This window comes from Legionella resiliens (genome assembly GCF_021344005.1).
Taxonomy (GTDB): Bacteria; Pseudomonadota; Gammaproteobacteria; order Legionellales; family Legionellaceae; genus Legionella; species Legionella resiliens.
Genome location: NZ_JAJTND010000004.1, coordinates 1,523,596 through 1,535,972 on the forward strand (window position 1 = coordinate 1,523,596; position 12,377 = coordinate 1,535,972).

Consider the following 12,377-nt stretch of genomic DNA (forward strand, 5'->3'; position numbering starts at 1 on the left):
GTTAAAGTACCCCCGCCCTTAAATCTTTTGAGACTTTGGCAGATTGTTCAATTACTTGCTTATTCGCATTAGTGATAAAGCGTTCAATATGTTCTGCGTCACGAAGAATCAGAGTAATGTCATCATAGATTTGTTGGCGATCATTTTGTCCCATATTGAAGGGAGTATTTTTACATCCATCTATCGATTGCTTCACTTCATCAATAGTGAAACCAAGTTTTAATGCTTTTTCAATAACTCGTTTTCTTTTGGAGTCTAGTTTGGCACGTGGATGATTCATGACGCTTTGCCAATACTTAAAGATTTGTCTGCAGGCATCAGAAGAATATGTAGAAACACAAACCGGTGGAGTTTCAACTCCACATATGTTTTTTATTTTCATTTCTCTTATTTTATTTTCAGAGTCGATTGATCGATGAGTTGTCGTCGATTTGTCGACGACTGATCGGCGACTAATAGCCGAATCTTCATCGAAAGTTTGTTGAAGAGTTGGCAATTTATCTCCATTAGTAAGATTTATTAAATCCGATTGGGGCAAAGGATAACGATATTTAGGTCTCTCAATTTTTTGATGAGTTTTCCAACCAGTAATGAGCCAAAAAGATTTGTCATTAACCGCATATTCTCGCAATAAACTTTGCTGAATCAGTTCATTTACAAAACCTTTGATTGCTTCTATGGGGATATCGTCCGCAGGAAAAATCTCTGCTTTGAGTGTCTTAGCAGAAGCGGGATGAATTCCATTATCATCCGCATAGTTTAAAATTCCTATGAATAATAATCTTGCCATAGGCGAGCAGTTTAAAATCTGCTCGCTGGTCCAGAACTCGGGTTTAATCATTCTATTTCTTGCCATGATGACCTCCCAATAAACGATCAACCAACTCATTTACTTGTTTTGCTTCTATCCAAAGCTGATGTTTCAGTTCCTCCGGTAGAGCCTGATCACTGTCCCGTCGTGCCTGTATAAGCGAAAGGTCTCGTTGCAATTCTTTAAGCTGCGCTTCGAGAATTTTTAAACGATTATTTTTCATGAGCTATTTCCTTACATCCCTTGTGAACATACAGCCTTACACAATGCAAGACACCGTTAGAATCAGGCTCTTTTATCCAATGAGTCTCAATTTTATAGCCTTTTCTTCTAAGCTCCATAAATCGAGCACCAAGATGTAAGATGCCTAATTTTTCACGAGACTCTATGATCGATAGCCTATGATTTTTTTCCAGATAACTTAAAAGTCGTTTTCTTTTAGTCGAGGCTGAATTACCATACAAAGACTTTTTAGATTTAGGATTGCCTAGTTGTTTGGCTGGGCTGTTCTTTTTAATCATGATTGCGCCTCCTGTTCAATTAGTTGGCGAATCTCCTCCACCCTCCACGCGGTTATACGTGCAGACAGTTTTATTGGTTTTGGGAAAGTACCCTCTTTAACTCGTTTCCAGAGAGTGGATTTGCTGATTGGATATATTGGTGGAATAGGAGGATTTGCTTTTTTATTGCCAATTATTTGCGGCAGACGAACAAATCCTGTATGCGGTAATGAGTTCATAGTAGATCCTTTACTGGTTTGTTAAATCCAGTAGCTATCCTACCAAGATCTTTTACGGGAAAATAAAGGATTAAATTCAAAAAAAAAATGTTAATTTAATCCTGATCTACCCAACTCATTCCCTTGCTTAGAAGCAATTTGATAAGTACTCTCAATTAACAAGTAGATATAGTTTTATTTGCAGTATCACTCTCATCTATTTGTGATTGAAAAATAATACCTGTGTAAGGTTTATCTTTACGTCTTTGAGGAATTAATTCAGCAGCATATCGGCCAAGCGATTCATGTTTAATCTTATTAATATTAATCCCTAATTCCTGAAGTATAGGTATCATGTCAATCATGAAATGGTAAAAGTTACCGGAATATCGTTCATCATTTTTATAGCATATCAATTCTAAATCTGAACCTCCCATGAACATTTCAATAAGTAAATTCACGCATCTCATACAATAAGTATTTAAAGGCCTGCCTTTTCTAGTAGCAGGCAAGGAATCAGAGCAATTCCTCAAAGTCGCACTGGCGTCGGAGCAGTTCTCAATAAGTTCTTCATAACTAAGTTTTTGTTTTTTGCTATAAAGTAAATCTTCAGTCTTAAAAGGATCTAAACAACCTAAAAAATCGTCACGTCTCGCTAATAAAGTCTCAAGCTTATTTGCTGCTTTATAAAGTAACGTGCTTACCTCTTTAGTCAGCTTTTTCGCTTCTGAAGTAACAGTAATATCCTCTTTGTCTTTGATCAGTTTCATCCAGATTTTAATATCACGTAGACAATAATAAAAATCAAAATCATCTCTAAATTGATATTTGACTCTAATTTGCTCGATCATTTGTGACAGCGTTAAGTATTTAATGTATCGGTAAAATAACTGATATGCTTCTATCATCATTGGTTTGCTCTCATAAATTGCACAACATTATCTGGTTTCCTAATTATTTGACGCTCAACCATTTCTCCCCATGCTTGCCACGCTAACTTTTGTTCCTCCGCATAAATTGCTCGTTGATAAGTAGCAACCAGTTTATTTAGAGGCTGATGATTTAGCATCCGCTCGATCACATGAGGTTCTGTTTTCAAATACTCTCCCCAAGCCGTAGCTGCTGATCTACGGAGATCGTGTACACTAAAAGATGGCATATTCGCTAATGGGGCATCATAAGCTAATTTCTTTTTTAATCCTGTAGCTTTTCCTCGTAATCGCGTAATAACACCTGTCAACGTATCTGTGTGGATGTGCCCACCATCTCTATAGTGTCCTGTATCAAAAACAAAAGGTGAATGTCCTGTGATAGGCAATAATGATTGGATGATTTCCACTGCTAGAGAAGAAAGATAAATAGTATGTGCTTGACGATTTTTTGTTCTCTCTGATGGTAATAACCAAACACTTTCATTAAGATTTAATTCATCCCAACGCATCGCAGCAATCTCACCACGACGAGCACCAGTTAAAATTAGCAATTTAATGGCGCTTGTAGTCACAATAGACATTGCCGATATCTTCATATCCGGTCGATTTAAATCACTTGCTTGCTCTAAAGCCTGCCACAGTCTACGTAACTCAAGTAATGACAACACGCGATCACGTGGTTTACTCGCTGTTGCGGCAAAATCTTTGGGCTTCAGTAAACGTGCTGGATTTTGATCAATTAAATGACGTGTCAGACCATAATCCATCATTAGATTAAGAGATGATAATGCTTTTCTGGTTTCTTCTCTGATCCCCTTACGGGTCATAGCATCCAATGCCATTGATAGATGAGCACGTGTTACATCTTTGGCTAAGAGACTGCCCAATGGTTTCTGCAGATGCAGTCGCCAACGATCTTCATGGCGTTTAATCCATAAATCAGTTACCCGTTGAGTGAGTTTTTCAAATTCAATCCAACGTTCAAATAAAACCTGCATTGTGATTGCTTGCATATTTTCAGCAATAATCGCAGCTTGTGCTGAGCGTGGGTCAATACCATTATCCACAAGACCTTGTAATTCCCTGATTTTATTGCGAGCTTCTTTTAAATTAAGCTCTTTTGGAGTGCCAATAGTCATGCGAATTAAGCGCTTATCACCAGGCAAGCTATAAGAAAATAGCCAGCTTTTTGCGCCACTTGACCGTACCCGAAGAAAAAGACCTTCACCGTCATGCAACTTATATTCTTTATCACGAGGAGCTGCTTTTTCTACTGCTTTCGTAGTTAGTTTTCCCATGCATTTTCCTGATAAACCAAATTGATGTGCGACTCGTTATACAATTGTCCGCAATTAATAATGAATACTTAGTTTGAGGTTCCCTGCTCCAATACTATGACCCCATAACATCAAGATAAGCATCATTTCAGGTGCCTAAACTGGTACCTATAATTAAGTGGATTTGAGCGTATTCTAGCGGACAATAAAAAACAACACAACAAGAACAATTCTTTATTTTACAAAGATTAATGGATTCAACCGGACAATATAAAATTTAAAGTATTGCGCCTCCTAAGGGGCAGGTCGGAGGTTCAAATCCTCTCCGGGACGCCAGTAGACAAAGGATTTATGTAAAATACTCCCAATTTTTCTAGTTTACAGGGTGCAAATTGAATGAATGTGCATAGCGTAAATTATAAAACTATATATGCTGATGTAAGAAGCAATAACCAAAATGGTTTATTGGCTTAGTGGTTTTAACTCAAAGGATTAGTAAGTTGTATGTGTAAGTTTGGGTCAATTATTTTATTGTCATTCTACTTCCCTTCTTTTGCTTTTGACTGTCACCCAGAAATTAATCCTAATCTTCCACAATATATTGTTGGCTATGGAAGTTTAAATTGATGAGACCTCTAAAAAAAGAACAGATCCTTCTGCAGAAGAAAGTTTTCCCATTTTGGTAAAAGGATATAAAAGAATTTGGGGAGGACACAGTAATTTACCTGGAGTTAATGTGTTTATTATGGTTAAAAATTCTGATGAGTGCTGGCATGTTCTTATATTTTTCCACGATGAATTTCAAACCCTATATAATGGGCGGCATAGGTGTAGCTCGCAATAAAGCCAGTGATATATTTTGGCCGGCCGCGGTTCAGACAGAATTTGGCGATAAGGCCTGGCAAGCAGGTTTAGGTGCTCTATGGGCCTTACTGGTAAGCTGATAAAGAAAGTAGAGCTATCTTTGACTCTTCACTATATATAACCAAGGAAACTGGGAAATGTATTTTTAATTTCAGGAGTATTCAACCAAATTCTTAATAAATGACGTACAGTCTGGTTTTCTGGAAAATCAAAGGTTGTTCTGCCATGTAAAATTTCTTCATTATTGATAAAGATAAGACTTCCAGGCTCTAGTTTTGTTTCGAAAGCAATATTCTTTTGAAGGGAAATCGTGTCAAATAATTTCAGTGCCTCGATTTGTTGAGGAGTATAACGGGGAATATCTGGAAATTTGGTTTGAGCATCATCATAAAATGGCTGATGATACTGGCATCTTAGTTGATCTTCGTACATGGCAAAAACAGGATTCAGATCATAGGGTAATGAGCCTTCTGGTTCATTGCCACGTCTGTCGGTATAAAAGGGTTGATATAATATATCCAGTAAATCTGGTCGGACCTTTTTTATTTCATCGTGTACAGCACGCGAACTGGACAGGATTGTATGTCCTCCAACATCAGCAGATGCAAAACAATACATTCCAAGAATTGCACCAGCATCTGTATGCATGGGTAATGATTCTTTAACATAAGGTCCTCGTGAATTTGTTGCATTAAGTTTCATGCCTTCAATACTTTTCACGTCGAATATAATGTCCTGATTTCTGTTCTGTATCAGGGGCGCTCCTAAGGGTAAGCATAAAGAGATAAAAAAATCTTTTATTATTTCTGGATCATATTTATCTTCAGAGGAAGGAAACCCTTTTAGAGTTATAAATCCTCTTTTATGAAGCAATGCATTCATGATTTCTTCATATAACGGATTGAGACCCTGAGATAGAAGTTGATTAACCCTGCCTTTATTTTCTGACGATAGAGAGTCTTGTTCCAGCACTGATAGAGCATTCAATACCAGGTCATGTTCTTTTTCAGATAGATAACGGATATAGGATACTCCATCATTGATTATGTCCTCGTTGTACCATTTTAGAGGATTGTTAACGCTCGCTTGATTCATGTTTTACCCTAATGTCGCCAAAAATAGTTAACTTTGTTTAGGTGATTTATATTATCTCAGAATATTTGTTAATTGAAAGACCAATGTGATTGTTTTGATAACTTATAAATAAAATACATGCAATATTAATAAAATTTGAGCCTAAAATAATGGCAAGTTACGACTTAAGTCTTCTCTATCTTTATGCGTAATAATCTGAAAAATGGCAGATTTAATAAGAACACAAATGAACTCGGTATTTCTATACAAAAAAATAATGAGATTATTTTCAAACCCGAATAAATTGCTAATATTGATAAGTCTAATATTGCCGCCGTAATTAACCACATGAAGCATTTGAGTAAAAATAGTCTGTTAATGACTCATCATGCTAACAAAGCACTTGCAGAACAATTGCAACAGGCAAATATTCAATTTATTGATTATTCAGGAAATGCCTATATTAATGAGCCTCCAATATTTATCTTTATTAAAGGTGAATTATCGCAAAAAGTATCGTCGTATGATGAACTTGCCTTTGATCTTAATAGCGCCAATATAAAAATTATTTTTGCCCTATTAGCGATTAAGGGCGCAATCAATCTCACATATCGAGAGATTGCTAAAATGAGTGATGTAGCACTTGGAAGTATTAATAAAACTTTTCTTATGCTCCAAAAATATAATTACCTCATCATAAAACAAAATGGTGCTGAGTAAATGATGTATCGCCTACGCAGGAAAATTACGTCCTAAATTAATTCTAGGGAAATTTTCTACCGATTTAATTAATGAGTTAAAAGAAGTAAAACCCTCGGAATTTAATTTCCTGTGGGGAAGTGAAATTGCAGCAAGCCATTTAACCCGCTATTTAAAACCTGAGCTCATCACCTTATATGCAGACAATGATTTGCCCCAATTACAATTAAAATTTCGACTTAAGAAAAATACTCATGGCAATATTGAGCTATTAAAAAAATTTGGGGCCTTCGACACTGAAGACTCCTCTACTATTGTGCCCCACATTCTAGTGTATGCGGATTTATTAAATTCTTTTGATGAAAGAAATCAAGAAACAGCGAGCCTTATTTATGAGCAATACATTAAAAAAGAAATGGAATAATTTTTTTCTCTAGGATATTGAGTTATTTAAGCCCATAAATGAAGTGACCAGTTCCAATAACTGTGCTTATTTTTTAATTGGCGCTAAAGCACGGGACATACTTCTCGAATACTTTTGGTAAAACGCAGCGCAACGAGCAACCTTAGATACTGATATGGCTATTTGCTGCAAAAACTGGAATGAGTTTTATAAAATCAAGAATGCTTTTATTCATACTGCGGATTTCGTCGCGGACAATAAATATGAACATCGAGTGGTGTCTTCTAAATTTGGTTATTTAGATATCCTACCCTTCGGGATATAAAAGAAGAAAATCCAAATTTAAAATGGCCACCTGAATATGATATTGAATTTAGTTTAATTGGATTTGATGATGCTTATAACAGTGCAATTGAAATCGATATTGATAAAGTGGCAGTTAAAGTAGCCTCGCCATTGGGCTTGGTACTACTCAAGCTGTTTGCCTGGATATCCAGACAAGCAAAGAAAGATGCCAGTGATTTTATCAACATTGCTTCTAACTACTTGGACTTTGATAATCAGGATAGGCTTGATATAGAACATGGAGATCTTCTAAAAATTCCAATGGTGAACAAATTTGTTTTACTCGCAAAGGACAAGAGCCTTTTATCATAGCTAAAGTTGACACTCCAACAGAAGCTCAACTTAAAGAGACAAAGCATGGAAAACGTGCTCAAGCAATTAATAAACTGAAAGAACGCCATGTTGCTACTATTAAGTCTTTAGCAGCAACGAGCAGAAGTACATAGTGCATAGTCTTGATCGCATATAATGGGAGTTTCAGAAGCCTGCGCATGCTTCTGATGAATCAAGAAAAAGTGAAGTCATGACAATTGAAGTAAGTGTAGAAATGAAAATAGCTCAAGCGTTGTCATTACAGAGGCAGCAGGATTGTCGGTGCCCATCTGGTACTTAAGATTCTTCAAGAAGAACATACTGTACTTTACCACATGACCAGGATTCCTACGAATATTCAAAGTGTCCCGCTAAACGATAATGCAAGGAGATTTTTGAAAAAATCTCATCTGGAGATATTGCTTGGATGGTCCAATCCGCATCTCCATGCCCAATAAACGCTCAAAAAATATCTACTATACTTATTTATATACTATGCATATACAGAGAGTGTTATGCCTTTATATTTTCACAAAAAAAGAAGTTATTCTGTAGCCGATGCAGAAAATTATCTTAATGACAAGAGTAACTTCAATTATTTATATTCCCTTACAAGTATCTTTGATGATTTAAGGGCCGACTTTCAGTTATTCAGTAAATCTATGAAAGCCTATTACTCTCTCACTAGGCTTTACGGCACTGAATATAATCAAGAACTCTATCTTTCTAATTTATATAAAATTTTTTATGAGGCTAGAGGGGCTTTAGAGATATTACAAAAAAAAATCATGGATCGTTATGGTGAGATTAATGATGCCTTTTCTGAATTCGAAAAAGACGTGCAGACTAAATCTAATTTGGGAAAATATCGCAACTTTCCTACTTTACTTTTGGGCAGAAATGCGTATGAGGACACATTGGATAGATTAGGATATTTAAATGAATGCTGCATAGGTACGATGAAGCACCTCATTGAAACAGCTGAAATTTTTTTACCAAAATTTGCAAAAAAGATTGATGAAGATGCTAATTACATAACTGCCAGAGAGTTTAATTGCCCATTTTTACCACTTAGCCAGACATTTGATCCTTTGATTGGCAGAAGTAATATTGATTGGGATTACTGGGAAGGGACTTGCGGTGGTTATATCGATTTTTGGCAAGAGCAAATCGCTAGCTTTGGCGCACTTCAGTATATGCCTGTAACTACTAGCGATGTTTATAATGCTCAAGGTCAAGCAAAAACTCGATCGGATGTAAACAAAATTGCTTACAAGAATGAAAACATAACAATGGCCGAAGTAGTAGAAAAAATATTAAATAGTATAGAGGAGGATCAAACTTATGCTCTTTCATTTTTGGCAAATGTCGGTGGTCATGCAACAGGGATTAGAAGAATTCCTGGGACGAACGGGATCGAGTTTTTCGAACCCAATTATGGAATTTTTGTTTTTCCTGAGGAAAATTTATTTAAAAGTTGGTTTGTAAGATATACTGACCATTATGCCTCAAAAAATATTTTTATTGAGCACTTCAATTTACAAGCACGTCCAGCTGCCCTGAATCATAAACCCGTTATTCACCCCTCTTCAACCAGTCTGTCATTTTCGAATGAGGCCTTACTAAATTACATGGAAGGGATTTTAACAACCTTTAACAATCAAGAAGCCAAATCATTTAGTGATATACCTAAAGAAAAAATTTTAGCTGAAATAGCTTCCCGATTTGCAAACGGAATTAAGTATATTAAGAATTTAAAAATATTAGAAGAATTAGAAAATTCTATTCAAGATGGGGTTGCTAGGAACGAATCAGAAAAATTATTGATAGAATTTTTAAACAAACAACCTTTTGCATTTAAAGAATCTTTTTTACAAATGATTCAAAAAACCAAAGAAGATCTCGAACTTAGAGAAGGAGATGCTGTTTCCTTTCCTAAAGCAAGAAAATCAATCCAGATTGATTTACCAATTTTTTCTGCCATTTCCTTGGGAGATTCTGAAGAATTCAATGCCTATTTAGCCGATAAAAAGGATGTCAATGTTTTTAATTATGAAAAAGATACGCTGCTCATACATGCAATAAAACATAAACAATATGAGATGTGTAAAAAATTACTCGTTCAAAATGCAGATGTCACAGAAGCAGATGGAAAAGGTTTTACTCCGCTACATCTGGTCATTCAAAACGGCTACTTTGATTTAGCAAAAGAGATAATTGCTAGAGGCGCAAAAATTAATGCAGCAACCCATAATAAAGAAACACCGCTTCACTTTGCAGTTTCTAACAACGCGTTGGATATTGTCAATTTATTGCTGACTAAAAATGCCAGTGTCAATTATCGACTTGTAGATACTGGAGAAACACCTTTACATATCGCTTTTAGACGGGGGGCACATGAAATCCTACAGGCATTAATTAAACCAAAAAATGTCAATTTAGGTATAAAAGACAATCAAGGTGAGTCTGTATTGAGCCTTGCTGTTAAGAAGCGTGATCTTCATACCCTGCAGTTATTACTCAACAATAAGTCTACCCAAGAGAAAGAGAGATTGTTAAATGAAGAATACGACTCTCATAACTTGCTCCACTTTGCAATCGATAATAAAGATGTGGATATGATCATTTATCTCCTTGAAAATGGCGCAAAAACTGCTAAAGCTATAGAAAACCGCTATCTATTTACAGATAATCCTAACTTGGAAAGTTCCCTAATCAAAGCGGCACAGTATGTTGAAAAGCGCTCTTCATATGAAACTAGGCATTCCTTTTTTGGTAAGCCTATTCAATTTGGTTTCACAAAGGAAGATAAAATCTTAGGTGCTAAGCACATTATTTCAAGCATTCTAAATAATGATACACTACAGTATGATCCTGTTTTTAGAGAAGGTGACTTAAAGGAAATCTACGATGGTTATCAAAGAATAAAACCGCGGTAGATGCGTTACAATGATGAAACGTGCTGTTCTTGAAAAGTCCTAAAGTTTAGAGACTTCCTCGTTCTTTCTCTGGGGGTAGATAGGGTTCAATGAGTAGCCCCTGATTGTCAGTTAAATCACTGCGATAAGATTTTCGTTCCATTTCTACTTTACTCTTGGAGTCCATTATCTCAGTATAGGGCTCTGAAGTAGAATGGTATTTTTCGGATAGACTCCAAGAGTAAAGTAGCCAGCAATCCAATATCATAAAATAAGCGAGCCATATCACTCGCTTAGAGCTCTATGTATTTAATTGTTACAACATGCCAGCCCTGGTTTTGTTTCTGCTCAAACTTCTTTCATTTGGTTGCTTTTGTTGTAGATAAGAGGGTAGCATCTATTTTTTCCCAATCGCGCTCTGCTATACTCTTTTTTGCTAACTCACATAGTTCTGAGAAGAGATCACATGGTACTGCTTTCTGGATGCTACTTAACAAAAATAGGGTCTCATGAGGATTTATTGCAGAAAATATTCCCTCCAGAGAAGTTTTGGTTTCTTCTAGTGATTGAGATTTTTTAAATTGTTCCAGAACAGTAAGTAGTTCGAATTGGTCATAATTTTTGTAAAGAGTGTTCATCACATCAATTTCTTCAAAATACAAATGTTGTAAATAGTTACTAGCAAACTGACAAAATTCCAAATAAAAATTATTGCTGTATTCAAGACAAATTGTTTTATTATTGGAATCTAGTAATTGATTCAATAGTTTCTCTAAATCAATCAATTTCTTTTCTAGCTCCTCATGCTCGTTATGAAGTAAATTAAATTTCACGAGACTTATTTTCTCTAAAAGAGGATGGATAAAGGTATCTTCATGTTTTGAATGATCCCTCAATAAAGAAAGTAATCTTTTGAATTGTTGTAAAAACATCTGTGAATCGGTTTTATCATAAAAATCAATACTTCCAGCTAAAATACACATCAAGAAAATTTCTTTCCTGATTGCCTTATGAATATTGGTATATAAGCTAAATTTTGGAATTGCCTTGTCTAGGGAATAATTATTAATGAGCCATTCAGCAATTCCTTTTCCAATTTCATCAGGATAATCTTCAGCATGATTATATATCCCTTTACCTAAGTAGTATAAGCTCACTGAAGGAGCAATTTTGCCGAGCTCTTTGACTTGATCGGTCGTAAAAAATGCAGCAGGTTTTGTATAAAAGAATAACTGAGGGATTTGAGTTTGTTTTTGCCATATAAAATTATCATCTACGAGTTCAACGACTTCTTTTGGACTGCCGGCTATTGGTAACTCTTGAGGTGCCTTCCAAGCGGCCTTTCGTCTTGCTATTGATTTAAAAGGTTTTATGTAATTTTCTTTTTCTTCAGGTAAAAGTTTTCGTACCGAAGCATTTACAAATATTTTTTCAAGGAATATATTTTGGTTAACAATAAGATCCCATCCTTCTTTTGAACGAAATTTCTTAAACATTTCTTGGGCTTGCGGGTTATCTGGATTAAATTCCTCCCAAGAATCCCAGGACCCTAACATAGGTTCTAAATAACTCAATCCTCTTACATTTTTTTCATTATTTTTTGCATAAGCGATCCCCAGTGTTATTCCCCAGCTGTGCCCTACAATTAAAATATCCTCTAAATCTAATATTTCAATAAATTTTGTTAGATAATCCAGATGATCTCGAACATTAAACTCAATCTCTGGGGACTCGGATTGCCCATGACCAATGAGGTCGAGTGCAATGCATCGTCCATAAGGTATCAAATGAGGAATAATATTACGCCAAAGATAAGAAGAGGAAGGCATACCGTGGATAAATAGAATCGGCTTCCCTTTCCCTTGTTCTATATAATGTATTCGAGCCCCATTTACCTCAACAAAATTTGAGTGAAGATAGTCCGTTTTTAGTGGATCATTATCCCCTTTGGAAATGTTTCCGGTGTTTTTAATCATCATGGTTACCTCAATTGTTTTTTAAATCCAGATTGGTCTCTGTAACCA

General features: G+C 35.7%; 14 protein-coding genes. 5 read left to right on the top strand and 9 right to left on the bottom strand.

The annotated features are described in order from the left end of the window. Position 1: 1 nt before the first annotated feature. The 6 genes from LXO92_RS12200 to LXO92_RS12225 all read right to left on the bottom strand — a co-directional run bounded on the left by LXO92_RS12200 (position 2) and on the right by LXO92_RS12225 (position 3,759). Entirely contained in the window at positions 2-856 is an 855-nt protein-coding gene (locus LXO92_RS12200) for a hypothetical protein (protein WP_232891053.1), read from the bottom strand. Further along, the gene (locus LXO92_RS12205) at positions 843-1,034 is read right to left on the bottom strand and encodes a hypothetical protein (RefSeq protein WP_232891054.1); all 192 of its coding nucleotides are present in this window, start codon (positions 1,032-1,034) and stop codon (positions 843-845) included. The genes LXO92_RS12200 and LXO92_RS12205 overlap by 14 nt, the downstream gene beginning before the upstream one ends. After that, the gene (locus LXO92_RS12210; protein ID WP_232891055.1) at positions 1,024-1,332 is read right to left on the bottom strand and encodes a helix-turn-helix domain-containing protein; all 309 of its coding nucleotides are present in this window, start codon (positions 1,330-1,332) and stop codon (positions 1,024-1,026) included. The genes LXO92_RS12205 and LXO92_RS12210 overlap by 11 nt, the downstream gene beginning before the upstream one ends. Continuing rightward, the gene (locus LXO92_RS12215; protein WP_232891056.1) at positions 1,329-1,550 is read right to left on the bottom strand and encodes a helix-turn-helix transcriptional regulator; all 222 of its coding nucleotides are present in this window, start codon (positions 1,548-1,550) and stop codon (positions 1,329-1,331) included. Before LXO92_RS12215 ends, LXO92_RS12210 begins: the two co-directional genes overlap by 4 nt. A gap of 155 nt (positions 1,551-1,705) precedes the next feature. Further along, a complete protein-coding gene (locus LXO92_RS12220) occupies positions 1,706-2,440 on the bottom strand; it encodes a hypothetical protein (RefSeq protein WP_232891057.1) in 735 nt (244 codons plus the stop codon). Next, the gene (locus LXO92_RS12225) at positions 2,437-3,759 is read right to left on the bottom strand and encodes a tyrosine-type recombinase/integrase (protein WP_232891058.1); all 1,323 of its coding nucleotides are present in this window, start codon (positions 3,757-3,759) and stop codon (positions 2,437-2,439) included. Before LXO92_RS12225 ends, LXO92_RS12220 begins: the two co-directional genes overlap by 4 nt. 752 nt (positions 3,760-4,511) lie before the next feature. Between LXO92_RS12225 and LXO92_RS12230 the strand changes: the two genes are divergently transcribed. Further along, positions 4,512-4,682 (top strand): hypothetical protein, encoded by a 171-nt coding sequence (locus tag LXO92_RS12230; protein WP_182349848.1) that lies wholly within the window; start codon positions 4,512-4,514, stop codon positions 4,680-4,682. 31 nt (positions 4,683-4,713) lie between these two features. On the opposite strand, the gene LXO92_RS12235 is transcribed toward LXO92_RS12230, so the two are convergent. Further along, positions 4,714-5,697, bottom strand: coding sequence for a TauD/TfdA family dioxygenase (locus LXO92_RS12235; RefSeq protein WP_232891059.1), 984 nt, complete (start codon positions 5,695-5,697; stop codon positions 4,714-4,716). Between the two features lie 327 nt (positions 5,698-6,024). Between LXO92_RS12235 and LXO92_RS12240 the strand changes: the two genes are divergently transcribed. The 4 genes from LXO92_RS12240 (at position 6,025) to LXO92_RS12255 (ending at position 10,374) form a co-directional block, all read left to right on the top strand. Further along, positions 6,025-6,396: a hypothetical protein gene (locus LXO92_RS12240; protein ID WP_232891060.1), complete on the top strand. Its 372-nt coding sequence runs from the start codon at positions 6,025-6,027 to the stop codon at positions 6,394-6,396. A 67-nt stretch (positions 6,397-6,463) separates the two neighbouring features. Further along, positions 6,464-6,799: a type IV toxin-antitoxin system AbiEi family antitoxin gene (locus LXO92_RS12245; RefSeq protein WP_232891100.1), complete on the top strand. Its 336-nt coding sequence runs from the start codon at positions 6,464-6,466 to the stop codon at positions 6,797-6,799. 411 nt (positions 6,800-7,210) lie between these two features. Then, a complete protein-coding gene (locus LXO92_RS12250) occupies positions 7,211-7,435 on the top strand; it encodes a hypothetical protein (RefSeq protein WP_232891061.1) in 225 nt (74 codons plus the stop codon). A gap of 515 nt (positions 7,436-7,950) precedes the next feature. Then, complete coding sequence (locus LXO92_RS12255; RefSeq protein WP_182349851.1) at positions 7,951-10,374, top strand: ankyrin repeat domain-containing protein; 2,424 nt, start codon at positions 7,951-7,953, stop codon at positions 10,372-10,374. 46 nt (positions 10,375-10,420) lie between these two features. Here the strand turns inward: LXO92_RS12255 and LXO92_RS17300 are convergent, their stop codons facing one another. Further along, positions 10,421-10,516, bottom strand: coding sequence for a transposase (locus LXO92_RS17300; RefSeq protein WP_425600748.1), 96 nt, complete (start codon positions 10,514-10,516; stop codon positions 10,421-10,423). A gap of 196 nt (positions 10,517-10,712) precedes the next feature. After that, complete coding sequence (locus LXO92_RS12260) at positions 10,713-12,332, bottom strand: haloalkane dehalogenase (protein ID WP_232891062.1); 1,620 nt, start codon at positions 12,330-12,332, stop codon at positions 10,713-10,715. Between the last annotated feature and the right edge of the window lie 45 nt (positions 12,333-12,377).

Excerpts from the sequence above, each read along its gene's own strand:
- LXO92_RS12210 (WP_232891055.1), bottom strand. The coding sequence starts at position 1,332 with ATGATTAAAAAGAACAGCCCAGCCAAACAACTAGGCAATCCTAAATCT.
- LXO92_RS12220 (WP_232891057.1), bottom strand. The coding sequence starts at position 2,440 with ATGATGATAGAAGCATATCAGTTATTTTACCGATACATTAAATACTTA.
- LXO92_RS12260 (WP_232891062.1), bottom strand. The coding sequence starts at position 12,332 with ATGATGATTAAAAACACCGGAAACATTTCCAAAGGGGATAATGATCCA.
- LXO92_RS12205 (WP_232891054.1), bottom strand. The coding sequence starts at position 1,034 with ATGAAAAATAATCGTTTAAAAATTCTCGAAGCGCAGCTTAAAGAATTG.
- LXO92_RS17300 (WP_425600748.1), bottom strand. The coding sequence starts at position 10,516 with ATGGAACGAAAATCTTATCGCAGTGATTTAACTGACAATCAGGGGCTA.
- LXO92_RS12215 (WP_232891056.1), bottom strand. The coding sequence starts at position 1,550 with ATGAACTCATTACCGCATACAGGATTTGTTCGTCTGCCGCAAATAATT.
- LXO92_RS12240 (WP_232891060.1), top strand. The coding sequence starts at position 6,025 with ATGAAGCATTTGAGTAAAAATAGTCTGTTAATGACTCATCATGCTAAC.
- LXO92_RS12200 (WP_232891053.1), bottom strand. The coding sequence starts at position 856 with ATGGCAAGAAATAGAATGATTAAACCCGAGTTCTGGACCAGCGAGCAG.
- LXO92_RS12230 (WP_182349848.1), top strand. The coding sequence starts at position 4,512 with ATGTTCTTATATTTTTCCACGATGAATTTCAAACCCTATATAATGGGC.
- LXO92_RS12235 (WP_232891059.1), bottom strand. The coding sequence starts at position 5,697 with ATGAATCAAGCGAGCGTTAACAATCCTCTAAAATGGTACAACGAGGAC.
- LXO92_RS12225 (WP_232891058.1), bottom strand. The coding sequence starts at position 3,759 with ATGGGAAAACTAACTACGAAAGCAGTAGAAAAAGCAGCTCCTCGTGAT.
- LXO92_RS12255 (WP_182349851.1), top strand. The coding sequence starts at position 7,951 with ATGCCTTTATATTTTCACAAAAAAAGAAGTTATTCTGTAGCCGATGCA.